This is a genomic window from Bacillus sp. FSL K6-1012 (assembly GCF_037964915.1).
GTDB lineage: Bacteria > Bacillota > Bacilli > Bacillales > Bacillaceae > Bacillus > Bacillus halotolerans.
Genome location: NZ_CP150175.1, coordinates 404,965 through 420,369 on the forward strand (window position 1 = coordinate 404,965; position 15,405 = coordinate 420,369).

The 15,405-nt window shown below is 46.4% G+C and carries 15 protein-coding genes and 1 pseudogene; 12 read left to right on the forward strand and 4 right to left on the reverse strand.

Features of this window, described 5'->3' with window-relative positions:
- Position 1: 1 nt before the first annotated feature.
- Both NSS75_RS02215 and nirB read right to left on the reverse strand, forming a co-directional pair.
- Positions 2 to 2,134 carry a nitrate reductase gene (locus tag NSS75_RS02215; RefSeq protein ID WP_213418285.1) on the reverse strand — a complete coding sequence of 711 codons (2,133 nt, stop codon included), beginning with the start codon at positions 2,132 to 2,134 and terminating at the stop codon, positions 2 to 4.
- A 6-nt stretch (positions 2,135 to 2,140) separates the two neighbouring features.
- A complete protein-coding gene (gene nirB / locus NSS75_RS02220; protein WP_103672179.1) occupies positions 2,141 to 4,459 on the reverse strand; it encodes a nitrite reductase large subunit NirB in 2,319 nt (772 codons plus the stop codon).
- A gap of 181 nt (positions 4,460 to 4,640) precedes the next feature.
- Between nirB and NSS75_RS02225 the strand changes: the two genes are divergently transcribed.
- The 6 genes from NSS75_RS02225 to zinU all read left to right on the forward strand — a co-directional run bounded on the left by NSS75_RS02225 (position 4,641) and on the right by zinU (position 9,937).
- Positions 4,641 to 5,846, forward strand: coding sequence for a nitrate/nitrite transporter (locus NSS75_RS02225; protein WP_024120167.1), 1,206 nt, complete (start codon positions 4,641 to 4,643; stop codon positions 5,844 to 5,846).
- A 128-nt stretch (positions 5,847 to 5,974) separates the two neighbouring features.
- Positions 5,975 to 6,883 carry a GTP cyclohydrolase FolE2 gene (folE2, locus tag NSS75_RS02230; protein WP_038954144.1) on the forward strand — a complete coding sequence of 303 codons (909 nt, stop codon included), beginning with the start codon at positions 5,975 to 5,977 and terminating at the stop codon, positions 6,881 to 6,883.
- Between the two features lie 2 nt (positions 6,884 to 6,885).
- On the forward strand, positions 6,886 to 7,461 hold the full coding sequence (locus NSS75_RS02235) for a L,D-transpeptidase (RefSeq protein ID WP_024120168.1): 576 nt from the start codon (positions 6,886 to 6,888) through the stop codon (positions 7,459 to 7,461).
- Between the two features lie 84 nt (positions 7,462 to 7,545).
- Positions 7,546 to 8,079 (forward strand): FAD/NAD(P)-binding protein, encoded by a 534-nt coding sequence (locus NSS75_RS02240; protein ID WP_255238357.1) that lies wholly within the window; start codon positions 7,546 to 7,548, stop codon positions 8,077 to 8,079.
- Positions 8,016 to 8,714 carry a lysine N(6)-hydroxylase/L-ornithine N(5)-oxygenase family protein gene (locus NSS75_RS02245; RefSeq protein WP_240312840.1) on the forward strand — a complete coding sequence of 233 codons (699 nt, stop codon included), beginning with the start codon at positions 8,016 to 8,018 and terminating at the stop codon, positions 8,712 to 8,714. Before NSS75_RS02240 ends, NSS75_RS02245 begins: the two co-directional genes overlap by 64 nt.
- A 29-nt stretch (positions 8,715 to 8,743) precedes the next feature.
- Complete coding sequence (zinU, locus tag NSS75_RS02250) at positions 8,744 to 9,937, forward strand: zinc metallochaperone ZinU (RefSeq protein ID WP_024120169.1); 1,194 nt, start codon at positions 8,744 to 8,746, stop codon at positions 9,935 to 9,937.
- 47 nt (positions 9,938 to 9,984) lie between these two features.
- On the opposite strand, the gene NSS75_RS02255 is transcribed toward zinU, so the two are convergent.
- Both NSS75_RS02255 and NSS75_RS02260 read right to left on the reverse strand, forming a co-directional pair.
- On the reverse strand, positions 9,985 to 10,665 hold the full coding sequence (locus NSS75_RS02255; protein ID WP_026014657.1) for an ABC transporter permease subunit: 681 nt from the start codon (positions 10,663 to 10,665) through the stop codon (positions 9,985 to 9,987).
- Positions 10,666 to 10,674: 9 nt separating this feature from the next.
- Entirely contained in the window at positions 10,675 to 11,538 is an 864-nt protein-coding gene (locus NSS75_RS02260) for a transporter substrate-binding domain-containing protein (RefSeq protein ID WP_216395022.1), read from the reverse strand.
- A 167-nt stretch (positions 11,539 to 11,705) separates the two neighbouring features.
- On the opposite strand from NSS75_RS02260, the gene NSS75_RS02265 reads away from it, so the two are divergent.
- The 6 genes and pseudogenes from NSS75_RS02265 to NSS75_RS02290 all read left to right on the forward strand — a co-directional run bounded on the left by NSS75_RS02265 (position 11,706) and on the right by NSS75_RS02290 (position 15,347).
- Positions 11,706 to 12,842: a zinc-dependent alcohol dehydrogenase gene (locus NSS75_RS02265; protein WP_268497136.1), complete on the forward strand. Its 1,137-nt coding sequence runs from the start codon at positions 11,706 to 11,708 to the stop codon at positions 12,840 to 12,842.
- 31 nt (positions 12,843 to 12,873) lie between these two features.
- Positions 12,874 to 13,300, forward strand: a pseudogene (locus NSS75_RS02270) (RDD family protein).
- 81 nt (positions 13,301 to 13,381) lie between these two features.
- On the forward strand, positions 13,382 to 13,717 hold the full coding sequence (locus NSS75_RS02275) for a YckD family protein (protein WP_268497138.1): 336 nt from the start codon (positions 13,382 to 13,384) through the stop codon (positions 13,715 to 13,717).
- A gap of 136 nt (positions 13,718 to 13,853) precedes the next feature.
- A complete protein-coding gene (locus NSS75_RS02280; protein ID WP_024120173.1) occupies positions 13,854 to 14,273 on the forward strand; it encodes a MarR family transcriptional regulator in 420 nt (139 codons plus the stop codon).
- Positions 14,264 to 14,602 carry a DUF3147 family protein gene (locus tag NSS75_RS02285; RefSeq protein ID WP_339235685.1) on the forward strand — a complete coding sequence of 113 codons (339 nt, stop codon included), beginning with the start codon at positions 14,264 to 14,266 and terminating at the stop codon, positions 14,600 to 14,602. The genes NSS75_RS02280 and NSS75_RS02285 overlap by 10 nt, the downstream gene beginning before the upstream one ends.
- 16 nt (positions 14,603 to 14,618) lie before the next feature.
- Positions 14,619 to 15,347, forward strand: coding sequence for an AAA family ATPase (locus NSS75_RS02290; RefSeq protein ID WP_024120175.1), 729 nt, complete (start codon positions 14,619 to 14,621; stop codon positions 15,345 to 15,347).
- Positions 15,348 to 15,405 lie beyond the last annotated feature (58 nt).

The window sequence follows — 15,405 nt, forward strand, 5'->3', positions numbered from 1 at the left end:
TTTAAATAGGTCTGACTCGGACGGCGCATACCTTAAAACCGGGCATTTTACACGCTGGATCTAGGCTGTCGCCAATCAAATCATTTACGTTTTGGGCATCCGCCCAGTGGATGGGAACAAATACTGTGTCTTTTCTGATGTGTTCTGACCATTTGCTGCGGACGGTGATGCTTCCGCGAGGAGATTCGATGTTCACGAGAACGCGGTCTTCGATATTGTAGGCTGCTGCTGTTTTCGGATGGATTTCCATAAATGATTCAAAATGTCTTGCGGCCAAAGAGGCGCTTTTTCTCGTTTGGACACCTGTCAAATAATGAGACATGACCCTTCCGGTCGTTAAAAACAACGGATATTCGGCGGTCGGCTTATCTTTTGGAACAACGGGTTCGTTTGGGATCACACTTAATGCCGCTTTTTGATCCGGATGTGCAAATGAGTCCTCAAATAAGCGCCCGGTTCCGGGATGATCAGGCTCCGGACACGGCCAGTGAATCCCGCCTTCTTGTCTGAGCCTGTCATATGTGATGCCGGAATAATCGGCGATTCCGCCGCGGCTTGCTTCTCTCAATTCGTTAAAGATATCCTCCGCAGACGTGTAGGAAAAATAACGGCCTTTTCCGAGAACGGACGCGATTTCGCAAATGATCTGCCAATCATGCTTTGCTTCTCCCGGGCAGGGGCGGCTCGCTTCCCTCAATGTCACGCGGCCTTCAACATTAGTCATCGTGCCTTCGTCTTCTAAGTAAGAGGATGCGGGCAAAATGACATCAGCGAATTTCGCAGTTTCAGATAGAAACAAGTCGATTGCAACAAAGAATGTCAGTTTCGACAGCGCCTGTTTGACAAGGTTGGCATTTGGGCTGGAGACTGCTGGATTGGAACACATTAGAAACAGTCCTTTAATGTCTCCATCGTTGATTTTTTCCATCATTTCATAGGCTGAGACGCCTTTTCGCGGGAGCTCATCCGGATTGACTCCCCACACTTTTGCAATATAAGCCCGATGTTCTTCGTTTTCGATGGAACGGTAGCCGGGAAGCTGATCTGCTTTTTGGCCATGCTCTCGGGCGCCTTGCCCATTGCCCTGACCGGTGATCGCTCCGTAGCCCGAGTAAGGCTTGCCGATTTTTCCTGTGATCAGCACCACATTTAAGAAGCCTTTCACAGCTGCGGTTCCGTCGGTTTGCTGTTCAATGCCGCGGGCTGTAAACAGCATGCCGGACGTTTCCTTGGCAAACTTCATAGCGGCCTTTCGTATTTGCTCTAAAGGAACACTTGTCTGCTCGGCGATGTCTTCCAGATTTAAAGCGCCGGTATGCTGTTTGAGCTCATCAAATCCGTTTGTGCGCGTGCGAATGAAGTCTTCGTTTATCAGCTGTTCGTCTATGATGATTTTGACTAAACCGTTGGCAAGGGCTGCGTCTGTTCCGGGTTTGATTTTCAGATGAAGGTCAGCTATTTTTGTCGTCGCTGTTTCCCGGGGGTCAATGGCAATGAGATAAGCCCCGTTTTCTTTCGCTTGTTCAAAATACGGCATGATGGTCGGCTGGCATTCCGCGATATTGGTGCCGGCCAAAATGATCACTCGGGTGTGGGGGATTTCCGCTAAGGGATTCGTCAAGCCTCTGTCTGCTCCGAATGTTTGGTTGGCTCCGGTTGCTGCGGCGGACATACAGAGCCGGCCGTTGTAATCGATGTATTTTGTCTGTAAGCCGACTCGTGCGAACTTTCCTAACAGATAAGCCTCTTCATTCGTAATCGAGGCGCTTCCATAGACAGCCATCGCATCATGACCGTATTTGTCTTGGATCAGGGTGACTTGCTCTTTTATATAGTTCAGCGCTTCAGCCCAGGAAACAGGCACAAACTCACCGTTTTTTTTGAGCAGCGGCCGGGTGATGCGGGAGGAGTGCAGGGCATGCTGGTGGGCGTTCATCCCTTTCATGCATAAACGACCTTGTGTCGTGGGATTGTCGATGCCGATGGCTGTATACTTTTTCCGTGTGACGACGGTTTGTTCCACAAGCTGCATTTTGCATTGCATGCTGCAAAACGGACATTGGGTGTCGTATGTTTTTTCTGATTGGACGTCTTGCTGTTTTTCGCGGAAATATCTAAGCAGTCGTTCAGTCAAAATGCCTCATCCTTTCTTAAGTGCGCCAGCCTGTATAGGCTGATCTTGTATCAATGACAGGTCAGTTTGAAGGTTTTCCAGCAGTTGCGTCCGCAAATCCTGTTCAAATAATACCTCTCTGATATGAATGATGCCGAGGCGGTCAATCCACTGATGAACCGCTTCTGCGTAGTGAGCCGTTTCGCGATAATACTGAAGAAGGCCTTTCATCATAATGGCAGTATTTTCTTCGCTATCCGTCACACAAAACAGCATTCCGGCACGGGCATGCCCTCCCCGGATGCCGCCAGTGTAAATGTCCCAGCCCTCTTGTGTTCGAATGGCGCCGATATCCTGTATAGCAGCGGCGGTGCAGTCTTTTTCACACGACAAGCTGATGGATATGTGATCGGGCATGGAAAGCATGTCAGTATGTCTTTCGATATGGCTTGCCAGCTTTTGAATAGAGCGATCTTCCCCGCACGTACATGCTATGACACTTTGCAGCGAGCGGCGGTGCTGATGAGTGAAAACTGGCATGTGCAGTTCTTTTCTGATGTTTGCAAGGTCATTCGGCCGGATTCCGGAAAGCTTCAGCCTCTGGCCGTGAGTTATTGAAACATTGGGGATGCCGTATGTCTCGATGATGTTTGCGATGTTTCTGAGTTCCTTTGCATTTGTCAGCCCGCCGTACATTTGCGGAATGAGGGTGCATGTATCCTTGGGCGATGTTTCAGGAGACTGGATATACCCAGGCTGCAGCAATTCCATGTAATAGTGAAGCGCCGGAACACAAACGCGGCAGCCGTTTTTCGTTTTCCAGCCAAGCTGATTCATTGCCTCAGCAGGATCGGGGAAATGACATCGGTGCAGTTCGGCGATGACTTCATCTTCCGTCAAATCAGTGCAGCCGCAAAACGAAGGCTGGCCGGCTGGTTCTGTATATTCGCTGCTTTCCATGTATTTCAGAAGGTCTTCAACGAGCGGCTTGCAGCCTCCGCAAGAGCCGGATGCTTTTGTGCACTGCTTAACTTCTTCGACCGTTGTTAAGCCTTTCGTGTGCACCGCTTCTTCAATCAAACCTTTTGTCACCGAGTTGCATTGGCAAATGGGTTCAGTGGGAGGCATGGATGCAAATGAAATGCCGCTTTGATCCGGTTCGATCAGCTGCTTTTTGACAATGGAAATGTCTCTTTGTTTAAGCAGGCTGTCGAGAAGCCGCTGTTTATCACGTGTGTCTCCGAATAAAATTACACCAGCCAGTTTGTCGTTCTCAAAGAGGACTTTTTTGTAGCAGCCGGCATGTTCATCATGAAGCTTAATGCTCGTCGTGCCTGCGTATTCGTGCACCTTTCCTGCCGACCACACATCAATTCCCGCTATTTTTAGGGCTGCAGATTGGGCAGAGCCACGATATCCTTCACATGGAGCGCCGCAGATGTGTTGAGCGAGGACTTTTCCTTGTTCATAAAGAGGCGCGACCAATCCGTATACCATTCCGTTGTGCTCGGCGCATTCCCCGACGGCATACACATTCGGTTTGCTCGTCTGCATGAATTGATTGACGATGAAGCCGCGGTTTGCGGCGATTCCTGCTGATGCAGCCAATTGGATATTGGGTCTTACACCAGCCGCCATCACAATCAAGTCTGCTTTTATCGAAGTTCCGTCTCTGAACCGGATACCATCTGCCCGGGAGCCTCCTGTAATGGATGCTGTGTCTTTCTCTAAAAGAAAGGTTAAGCCTTTTCGTTCCAGCTCAGACTGAAGCAGACGAGACGCTGTTTGATCGAGCTGTTTTTGCATAATGCTGGGAGAGTGGTGAATGACGCTGACATCCATGCCCAGATGCAGCAGGCCGACAGCCGCCTCAAGGCCTAATAAGCCGGCACCGATGACCGCTGCTTTTTGATAACGTTCCGCCATGCTGATAAAAGCTTGGCAGTCTTCTATTGTCCGAAAGCCGTAAACACCTTCTTTGTCTGTCCCGGGTATGGGGAGAATATGAGGGGAGGAGCCTGTTGCCAGAATCAATTTGTCGTAGGACAGGCTGCGTTTTTGATCTGTGATGACTTGCTGTAAATCTGTGTTGATTTGAACGACCGTTTCACCTGTGTAAAGTGTAATGCCTTGCTTGGCGTACCATTCACTGCTGTTCAGCACAATGTCATTGAGCGATGCCTCCCCCTGTAAAACGGAGGATAAGAGAATGCGATTATAGTTGGGATGCGGTTCGCTGCCGAAAATGACAATCTCAAACATGTCACGATGAAGCTTTAATATTTCTTCAATACAGCGAATTCCGGCCATTCCGTTCCCTGCTACAATTAATCTTTGTTTCTTCATTTGCCAGACCTCCTTTGCCTCAGCTTGTAAGTTTTTCTCCTATCAAAAATTATGGCACAATGCTCAGTTAACGCATTAAACGTGTCACATTAGCTTACACATGTCTTTTCCGAAAAAATAAGGTCATATATTCTTGATTCAGAAAATTGAAATTTTTATAGGGTCAAGAAAGGGGAATGTTATGAAGCTGTCGGAACTGAAAACAAGCGGTCACCCGTCCACTTTGCTCTGCTCGTTTTTATACTTTGATGTAAGTTTTATGATATGGGTTATGCTTGGGGCGCTTGGTGTTTATATTTCTCAGGATTTTGGCCTGTCTCCCTTTGAAAAAGGGCTTATCGTGGCTGTGCCGATTTTATCGGGATCTGTGTTTCGGATCATATTAGGCGTATTAACGGACAGAATCGGGCCGAAAAAAACAGCTGTGACCGGAATGCTGGTGACAATGATCCCGCTGCTTTGGGGAACTTTTGGCGGCCGTACGCTGACTGAGCTTTACGCGATCGGCATTCTGCTTGGCGTGGCAGGCGCGAGCTTTGCTGTTGCGCTTCCTATGGCAAGCCGGTGGTATCCGCCTCATTTGCAGGGACTGGCGATGGGGATAGCCGGTGCGGGTAACAGCGGCACCTTGTTTGCGACACTGTTTGGCCCCCGGCTTGCAGAGCAGTTCGGCTGGCACAGTGTGATGGGAATTGCGCTTCTTCCTCTGATCATCGTCTTTATTCTATTTGTTTTCATGGCGAAGAATTCTCCTGAACAACCGGCGCCGCAGCCGCTCAAAAACTACTTGCAGGTGTTCGGACAAAAGGAAACGTGGTTTTTCTGTCTGCTGTACAGCGTTACTTTTGGAGGATTTGTCGGGCTGTCCAGCTTTTTGGCGATATTCTTCGTCGATCAATACCAGCTGTCAAAAATTCACGCGGGAGATTTCGTCACATTATGTGTAGCAGCGGGCAGTTTTTTCCGGCCTGTAGGGGGCTGGATTTCAGATCGAGTCGGGGGCACGAAGGTTCTTTCTGTTCTGTTTGTCATCGTGGCTCTTTGCATGGCCGGAGTCAGCAGTCTGCCGTCTCTTTCAATGGTTATCATCCTTTTATTTGTCGGAATGATGGGACTCGGAATGGGCAACGGAGCAGTGTTTCAGCTCGTCCCGCAGCGCTTCCGGAAAGAAATCGGAATGGTGACGGGAATCGTCGGCGCAGCAGGAGGCATCGGAGGTTTCTTTCTGCCAAACATTTTAGGGTCATTAAAACAGATGACAGGCACATATGCCATCGGATTTATCACATTTTCCTGTATCGCATTGCTGGCGTTTGTGCTTGTGATTGCCGCAGGATATTACTGGAGAAAAAGCTGGAGCGCGGAAAGCAGCCCGGCGGATGTTTGATGTTGGATGGGTGACACGCGCTTGCGCGTGTCTTTTTTTGCTGTTTTCAACTTTCTCTTGATTTTAACTCGTGAACCGATCAGAATAAATAGTAATTATTACGATTTAAAACGGAAGGAGTTTTCTGATTGGAACAACACATTCTGCTCCCGGAAAAAACGGAGCGTCTTCAATATTTTGGGTCGGTCAGTCCCGTGAAAGGGCAAAAGCCTGTGGAAAAGGAGAACATGAAGGATCTTCAGAATATCAGAAAAGACTATTTTTTTGATATTCAGCAAGTAGGTGTCACCAATGTGTCTCACCCGGTCACTGTTGCTTCAGCGATGAAGCCTTGTCAGCAAACGACAGCAGCGAATTTTACCATGACCGCCAGCCTGCAGCGGAATCAGAAAGGCATCAATATGAGCCGATTAACAGAGCAGCTCCAACGCTATCATCAAAACGGCTGGATTCTCACATTTTCTTCTCTTCAGCAATTTACGAAAGAGCTTGCAGAAAACATGGATCAAATCTCGGCTTGCGTCGAAGTGCGGTTTCCATGGTATTTCGAAAGAAAGAGTCCAATGCTTGGGAAAGCGGGGCTGATGCATGCTGAGATGTTGATGTCTGTCACCTATCACGAAGATCAGCCGTTTAAACAGCGGGCCGGTATCTCGGCGAAAGTAACGACTCTTTGCCCTTGCTCTAAGGAAATCAGTGAATACAGTGCCCACAATCAGAGGGGAACGGTCAGCATTTTGGCCGATATTCATCCAACGGCACTGCTCCCAGTCGATGTAAAAGCCGATTTGCTTCACGTTGCAGAATCAAATGCCAGCGCGAGACTGCACCCGGTGCTAAAGCGGCCGGATGAAAAGGCCGTAACGGAAACCGCATATGAAAATCCCAGATTTGTTGAGGATCTGGCCCGTCTCATTGCAGCAGACTTATATGAGCTTGAATGGGTGTCGGCCTTTGATATTGAATGCAGAAATGAAGAATCAATTCATCTGCACGATGCCTATGCGAAGCTTAGGTTTTCGAAACAGGAGGAATGACTATGAAACTGTCATTCTTATTAATTGCTGTTTTTGCGCCGGCAATTCTGCTGTCAGCCTGTTCTTATCATGCGGACGAGAAAGCGGGAGCTCAAATGAAGAAAACAGACAAACACATAGCGGCAGAGAAAACAAGCATTGATTGGACAAAGCCTTCCGGCGGAGAATACCCCGATATCAAGCAGCTGAAAAATGTCTGGATTGATGTGGACGTGAAACAGCAGAAGGCTTATATCAATGCCGGAAGCAAAACCATCTATACCATGATCGTTTCATCAGGACTCGATCAAACCCATGATGATTCCACACCGAAAGGCACATTTCATATCGAGCCTGAACGGGGAGAATGGTTTTTCTCTGAAGGATATCAGGAAGGGGCGGAATACTGGGTCTCATGGAAAAACCATGGAGAATTTCTTTTTCACAGCGTACCCATGACAAAGGACAAAAAAGTCATTGAAAAGGAAGCAAAAAAATTAGGGGCAAAAGCATCCCATGGCTGTATCAGACTATCCATTCCAGATGCGAAATGGATATACGAAAACATACCTGAACACACAAAAGTTGTGATCAGCTGAATAGAAAGCAGTTGACAAAAAGGAAAAAAGAACATACGATTTAAATCGTGATAATTACGTTTTGTGCAGAAAGGAGTTACTCCTATGTATAAATGGCTTATCATCGGCGGCGGAATTCAAGGATCGACCTTGGCTGTGCATCTGGTGAAGAGCGGAAAGGTGCCTATCCAGGATCTTGCGGTCATTGATCCTCATGAACAGCCCCTTGAGTGCTGGAAGCGAAATACGGCCCGCATTCGGATGAATGATTTACGCTCTCCATCGGTCCATCACATGGATACCGAGCCGTTCAGCCTGCAAACGTATGCGGATAAAAGCCAGTGGCCGGAGGTATTCTTCGGGAGGTATAAGCGTCCCTCTTTATCGCTTTTTAATCAGCATTGTGAAACTGTATTGGATGAGATACATATTGATCAGGCGTGGAAGACAGGCATGGTGACAGACTTGAGAAGAAAAAACGGATTGTGGGAAGTGAGGACAGATGCCTCCGAAACAATCAGGGGCGAAAGAGTTGTACTAGCCATGAGTTTTTCACAACAGCCTTGCTGGCCGGAGTGGGCACAGCATTTCAGAATGACGGCATTTATCATGTGTTTGACAGGGATGTGCAAGGGTTAAAACAGGAAGGCGTAAAAGCGGCGGTTGTGGGCGGAGGGATCACGGCGGCTCATTACGCCATAAAGCTCTCAGATGACGGGCGCGACGTGACGATGTTCGTGAGGCATCCGTTCCGCACCTATGATTTTGACAGTGATCCGGGCTGGCTTGGCCCGAAGTATATGAAAAGATTCAGCAAAACGTCAGACTATCAAAAGAGAAGACAATGGATCACAAATGCCAGACATCGCGGCTCCTTCCCGAAGGACATCTCAAGAAAGCTTGCTGTCTATAGAGAAGAGGGCAGGATAAAGGTCATTCAGGATGAAGTGATATCATGTCAAAAAACAGCTGACGGCCGGCTGCAGATACAGCTGAAGAAAAATGAATCGTCATACACATTCGAACATATCGCGCTGGCAACAGGCTTTGCCTCTGACATCAGCCGATTCGAGTGGGTTCAAAAAGCAGCGCAAGCAGAGCAATTGCTTTTTGCCGGCTGCGGCTTTCCGATTGTCGGCAAGGATTTGCAATGGGGGAACGGGTTATACGTGATGGGTGCCTTTGCGGAACTTGAAATCGGGCCGACAGCGAGAAATATTTCCGGGGCGCGAAAAGCGGCATTCACCATTACACATACGGCATTTAAATCGTAATGATTCTATTTTGAGAGGGTATGATCACAATGAAAAAAATTCCGGTTACAGTACTAAGCGGCTATCTTGGCGCGGGAAAAACAACACTGCTCAACAGCATTTTGCAAAATCGCGAAGGCTTAAAAATAGCCGTTATTGTAAATGACATGAGCGAGGTAAACATTGACGCGGGGCTGGTCAAGCAGGAAGGCGGGCTTTCCAGAACAGATGAAAAGCTAGTGGAAATGTCAAACGGCTGCATTTGCTGCACACTTCGCGAGGATTTGTTAGTCGAAGTGGAGAAGCTGGCAAAAGACGGACGGTTTGATTATATCGTAATCGAATCGACGGGAATCAGCGAACCGATCCCGGTGGCCCAGACATTTTCTTATATTGACGAAGAGCTGGGAATCGATCTCACCAAGTTTTGTGAGTTAGATACGATGGTGACAGTGGTCGATGCGAACCGTTTTTGGCATGACTATCAGTCGGGTGACAGCCTTCTGGACCGCAAAGAAGCACTTGGGGAAGAAGACGAAAGAGAAATTGCCGACCTGTTAATCGATCAAATTGAGTTTTGCGATGTTCTGATCTTAAATAAATGTGATTTAGTCAGCGAGCAAGAGCTTGAACAGCTTGAGAAAGTCCTTCGCACCCTGCAGCCAAGGGCTACATTCATTCGTGCTGTCAAAGGGAACGTCAAGCCGCAGGAGATTTTACATACGGGGCTATTTAACTTCGAGGAAGCGAACGGATCTGCCGGCTGGATAAAAGAGCTGACGGCAGGCCATGCAGCCCATACCCCGGAAACCGAGGAATACGGCATTTCTTCATTTGTTTATAAAAGACGGCTGCCATTTCATTCAACGCGCTTTTATCACTGGATGGATCAAATGCCTAAAAATGTTGTCCGCGCCAAAGGTATTGTCTGGTGCGCATCGCATAACAGCCTCGCTCTTCTGATGTCCCAAGCCGGCCCGTCCGTAACGATTGAGCCGGTATCTTATTGGGTGGCGGCAATGCCGAAGCTTGAGCAGGAGCAAATCAAACAGCAGGAGCCGGAAATATTAGAGGATTGGGACCCGGAATTCGGCGATCGTCTGACGCAGCTGGTGTTTATCGGAACAGACTTGGATGAAGACGCCATTACGAAGGAGCTGGATCAATGTTTGCTGACTGAATATGAGTTTGATTCCGATTGGTCGCTGTTTGAAGATCCATTTAAATGGAAGCTGAATCAATAGGAAAAAGCCGTCTCCTGCGGAGCGGCTTTTTTTAATGAAACGTTTGTTTAAAGATAATGTGCGTATTTCTTCTCAAGGATATTCTGAAAAGCCGCCGCAACGGAGCAGATGGCCCAATAAATGAGCGCGGTCAGAATATACATGGTCATGTAATCAAACTCTCGGCCCCCAATAATTTTCGCATGCTGGAGCAATTCCGGCACCGTAATCATCGCGGCGAGCGAGGATGCCTTGATCAAATCGAGCAATACATTGGCGAGCGGAGGCAGCGCAATACGGATCGATTGCGGCAAAATGATGCCCCTCATCGTCTGCCAATAGGAAAGACCGAGCGAGGATGCGGCTTCCCACTGCCCTTTTTCAACGGATGAAATGGCTGAACGGTTAATTTCCGCAATATAAGCGGCGCTGTTGAGGCTAAAGCCGATCAAAGCGGCCGTAACGGCAGAAAATTCAATGCCGATATAAGGGAATCCAAAATAAAGGATAAACAGGATCACCAAAATCGGAACGCCGCGCATAAAAGAAATGTAAAGACGCGCCGGCCATCTCAGCAGGGCAATCTTAGACATTCTGGCGAGCGATATAAACAGCCCAATCACCGTTCCCGCAAACATGCTGACAAAAGAAATAAGCAACGTGTACCCTATACCCTTTATGACATAAGGGAACGATTCAATCGCCAGCTGTGTGTTGAAAATATATTCCCACTGAATGCTGTACATCATGGCGTCTGATTACAGGTCAACGTCTTGAACGTCGATATCCAGTTTCTTTGATACATCCGCTTTATTAAAGAATTGTTTCGACAGCTTTGTCAAAGTGCCGTCCTTGCTCATCTTTTTCAGCGTCTCGTTCATTTGTTTCTGAAGCTCAGTATTGCTTTTTTTCATGACAAGCGCCTGTTTATTCGGCATGTACTTGATGTCAGGATGGATCGTGATGTTAAGATCCGGAAATGCCGCGAGTGCCAGTGTCTGCAGGTAATAGTCATTTAAGATGACATCAGTGCGGCCGTTGGCAACATCTTTTAAATACTGCTCGTTGGTCGCGTTATCATAAATGACTTCTTGGGCGCCGTATTTTCTGGCAACGTCCATATAGACAGTTGTCGCTGCGCCAGCCGCTTTTTTCCCTTTTAAATCTTTCAGTGTTTTAATCCCTGATAAATCATCTTTTCGGACAATGGCTGTGCCATATGAATATTTATAAGGAGAAGAAAACGCGAACTTCTTCTCGCGGTCCTTTGTCACATCTATATCATTGGCGGCAGCGTCAACCTGGCCGCTGTTCACCGCTGTCAGCATCCCGTCGATGCCCATTTCCTTGAACTCGACTTTGAGCCCGAGACGCTTAGCCGCTTCTCGAACAACTTCAACCTCATAGCCTGTCAGTTGATCCTTACCTGAATCGGTATCATGATAGGACGTAGGATAAAGTGTGCCGGACGTAGCAACGACGATTTTTCCTTTTTCTTTGATCTGCTCCCAGCCTGTATGCTTGGAACCGGCTTCATCTTTGCCGGAACAGGCTGCCAATATAAGAAAGAAAGCCATTGTAAAGCTAAAGATAAAGGCTTTTGATTGCTTAAATGATTTCACCTATGTTTCCCCCAATCTGTTAATCAACTAAAAAGATAGCATTGAACATAAGGGGTTGCAATATGTTGATGGCGTTTTCAAAAAGTTCGAATTGTGTATACAAATGAAGCTGCGAGTTTAAAACCAGCCGGGAAGGGAAGGAGTCATAAAAAAGGAGTTGGCCAAGGATGAAAGCACTGACATACCAAGGGAAAGAGCATGTGGTAGTGAAAGAGGTTGAAGCTCCCCGGATTCAGGATGCAAGAGATGCTATTATCCGCATTACGGCAACAGGTATTTGCGGCTCTGATCTACATTTGTATAAAAACGGGATTCAGGCTGCGCCGGATTATATTATCGGACATGAACCGATGGGAGTAGTTGAAGAGACCGGAAGCGAGGTTCAATCACTAAAAAAAGGCGATCGTGTCGTGATTCCGTTTAACATTGGGTGCGGCGAATGCTTTTATTGCAAGCATCAAATGGAGAGCCAGTGCGACGAATCAAATCCAAACCCGCATACCGATGCCGGCGGTTTATTTGGTTTCTCTGAAGATAACGGCAATTTTCCCGGAGGGCAGGCTGAATACTTGCGGGTGCCGTTTGCTGATTTTTCATCCTTCAAAGTTCCTGCCGACAGTGAGCTTAAGGATGAACAGGTCTTGTTTCTATCCGACGTGATGCCGACAGCATATTGGAGCGTGGAGCACAGCGGAGTGAAAAAAGGCGATACCGTCTTGATTCTGGGAGCGGGGCCGATTGGATTAATGGCGCAAAAATTCGCTTGGATGAAGGGAGCGAAACGCGTCATCTCCGTTGATCAAGTTCCTCATCGCCTGGAGCATGCAAAACGGACAAACAGCGTGGAAACGTTCAACTTTACAGAACATGATGAGATCGGGAAGCTTCTTTATAATGAAACGGACGGCGGAGCGGATGTCGTTATTGATTGTGTCGGAATGGACGGGACCCCGCTTTCGAAAGAAAAAGCGTCTGAAAAACCGAACCAATTCGGAACCATCAGCCCGATTCTCACCGCGTCTGAAGCAGTCAGAAAGTTCGGCACAGTTCAGCTGACAGGGGCATATATTTCTCAAGCGGACGGTTTTCCGCTCGGCGATTTCTTCACCCGCAATGTATCTGTCAAGATGGGACAGGCACCCGTCATTCATCTGATGCCGATGCTGTATCAAATGGTTGAGCAGCAAGAAATTGATCCTACTGATATCATTACGCACAAATTAAGTCTTGCTGATGCCCCTAGAGCATATGATATATTCGATAAGAAAGAAGACGGCAACATCAAAGTCATATTGAAACCATAATGGGGGAGTTACACAACCAGCCGGATTTTGGATCAGACTAGGAGCTTCATTACTGGATTACATTATTGTCTCGGTGCCCCTTTTGTTGATCTATTGGCTGATCACAGGAAAAGACCCGAACGACAGCATGATCATCAGCCTGGTCGTTTTGCTGTACTCTATTTTGCTGCCGGTATTTTGGCAAGGCTATCTCATCGGAAAAAGGATTTGCGGAATCAGAATCGTAAAAAAAAGACGGGGCACAGGTCGTCCTGGTAACCATGATTATGCGAGTCATCATTGCAGGCCTGGTTTACGGCATAACCTTCGGGCTTGGCTTAATTGTCAGCCTTTTTATGATTGGGCTGAGAGAAGACAAACGGATGCTGCATGATTTTATCGCAGGAACATACGTGACTTACGCATCACCGGGAGAAGAAGAACTATATACGGACGAACAGATCAGAAAGAGCGAATAGTGGTTCGCTCTTTTTATTTTGTATACATAAAAAACCAAAAAGAAGCAAAATATATGAAAAAAGTTAGGAGGAATAAACTGGATGAAAAAAGTGAAAGTCAATATCATCGGAATGCTCATTGCCGCGGCTGTTATTTCTTTAACTGGCACAGCGGAAGCAGGGGAAAAACAGAATCAGCAGCCGCCTGCAAACGTTACACTGACTGAACAGCAAAAGAAAGAAATTGAACAGCTGGAAGCAGACATATTAAAAAAACGCAAGGATGTCATCTCAAAGTATGTAGAATACGGTGTTCTGCCTAAAGAAAGAGGAGATCACATCAAAAATCACATGGTCAAACACTTTGAAATGATGAAACAAAACGGCTTTGTTCCGAAGCCTCATCCTCATCCGCATAAATTTGAGAAGAGACATTAGGCTGTAAGCATCCAATTAAGGTTGGGTGCTTTTTTGATTAAAGTTATTATCCAATATCATATTGAAGTTTTTTTATAAAATTGTATCGTTTAAAAAGAATGTATCGTATTATAAGATATAAAAAGAGGTGTGAAGAATGGAACTGGATTTCATAAATAAACTAAATCAGCAGTGGACCGATATCTACTATTCATTACACTACAAGCAAAAAGATAACATTTCTCATCAGGCGATACGACTCATGCAGCATATTGAAAAGCAAGGTGAGGCAACAATAGGAGCTTTAGCAGAGTATTTGTCTGTCTCTCATAATACAGCATCTGAACATACAAAACGGTTGATTCAAAAGGGATTGGCAGCTAAACGTCGAAGTCAGCAAGATGAAAGAAAGGTATTGGTAGTTTTAACAAAGGAAGGGCGCTCTGTTCTTGAACAGCATACACAGCTGGACAAAGAGAAATTAAAAGAAATAATTGAACGAATAAGCTCATCGGAAAAGGAATTGATTCAACAAGCATTTGAAATTTTAAGCAAGGAAGCTAAACAATGGCGGTAATCAGTAAAGTAATCATCTCAGCACTGATTATTGGATTCGTTACTGAAATATCAAAAAGACATCCAACCTATGGAGGGATTATTGCAGCTTTGCCCTTGGTCAGCTTGTTAAGCCTTTTCTGGATGAAAATGCAGGGCGAAAATACAGTACAATTGAGTCAATTTGCGTATGGTGTGCTCAAGGGACTACCTGCTACGGTTTGTTTGCTCGCGATAATGGTGATTTTATTGAAAGCTAATGTACCTTTCTGGTTAGCGCTATGCTTTGGAATCCTAGGATGGATGGCTTTTTTGCTACTGCAAAAGATTTTTTTTAATATATTCATTTAACGCGAGAGGAGAAGCTATGTTTTTAAAAAGAGTAACACTCCTTAGAGATAAGATCCCGTCCTTTAACAGATACCCATTCACTATCCCTGCTGTAAGTCAATTACACGACATTTCATTTACCAGAGAAGTGACTTTTTTTGTCGGGGAAAATGGCTCGGGGAAATCGACGTTGCTTGAAGCAATTGCTGATAAGTGTGAATTTAATACAGCGGGCGGCAGCCGTAATAATATCTATGAATTGCAGGAGTCAGACTCTCATTTGGGAGATTACATACGTTTATCATGGCTTCCTAAGATCACAAATGGTTTTTTCTTAAGAGCAGAATCGTTTTATCAGCTTTCTCTTCATCTTGATGAAGTGGAACGGGATGCTCCGCAGCCATATCTCTCCTATGGTGGAAGGCCGCTGCACAAGCAATCGCATGGTGAGTCTTTTATGTCGCTGTTCCAACATCGTTTTAAAGGAAAAGCTATTTATCTTTTAGATGAGCCTGAAGCTGCTCTTTCTCCCGCGCGTCAGTTAGCTTTTTTGAGAGTCATACACGATTTAGTGAAGGGCGGAAATGTACAGTTCATCATTGCCACTCACTCCCCAATTTTGCTGGGTTATCCGAATGCTGACATTTTCAGCTTTGACGGGGGCAGTATTCATCATACAGAATACGAAAGCACTGAACACGTCCAGTTAACAAGATATTTTCTTGAACAAAGAGAGAAAATATTAGCTGAGCTGTTCCGGGATTAACATCGTGTTGCTATGAAACGCGTTTCATAGCCTATGATAGGCTTATCAAATATTTCAG

Excerpts from the sequence above, each read along its gene's own strand:
- nirB (WP_103672179.1), bottom strand. The coding sequence starts at position 4,459 with ATGAAGAAACAAAGATTAATTGTAGCAGGGAACGGAATGGCCGGAATT.
- NSS75_RS02225 (WP_024120167.1), top strand. The coding sequence starts at position 4,641 with ATGAAGCTGTCGGAACTGAAAACAAGCGGTCACCCGTCCACTTTGCTC.
- NSS75_RS02235 (WP_024120168.1), top strand. The coding sequence starts at position 6,886 with ATGAAACTGTCATTCTTATTAATTGCTGTTTTTGCGCCGGCAATTCTG.
- NSS75_RS02240 (WP_255238357.1), top strand. The coding sequence starts at position 7,546 with ATGTATAAATGGCTTATCATCGGCGGCGGAATTCAAGGATCGACCTTG.
- zinU (WP_024120169.1), top strand. The coding sequence starts at position 8,744 with ATGAAAAAAATTCCGGTTACAGTACTAAGCGGCTATCTTGGCGCGGGA.
- NSS75_RS02255 (WP_026014657.1), bottom strand. The coding sequence starts at position 10,665 with ATGATGTACAGCATTCAGTGGGAATATATTTTCAACACACAGCTGGCG.
- NSS75_RS02265 (WP_268497136.1), top strand. The coding sequence starts at position 11,706 with ATGAAAGCACTGACATACCAAGGGAAAGAGCATGTGGTAGTGAAAGAG.
- NSS75_RS02275 (WP_268497138.1), top strand. The coding sequence starts at position 13,382 with ATGAAAAAAGTGAAAGTCAATATCATCGGAATGCTCATTGCCGCGGCT.
- NSS75_RS02280 (WP_024120173.1), top strand. The coding sequence starts at position 13,854 with ATGGAACTGGATTTCATAAATAAACTAAATCAGCAGTGGACCGATATC.
- NSS75_RS02285 (WP_339235685.1), top strand. The coding sequence starts at position 14,264 with ATGGCGGTAATCAGTAAAGTAATCATCTCAGCACTGATTATTGGATTC.
- NSS75_RS02290 (WP_024120175.1), top strand. The coding sequence starts at position 14,619 with ATGTTTTTAAAAAGAGTAACACTCCTTAGAGATAAGATCCCGTCCTTT.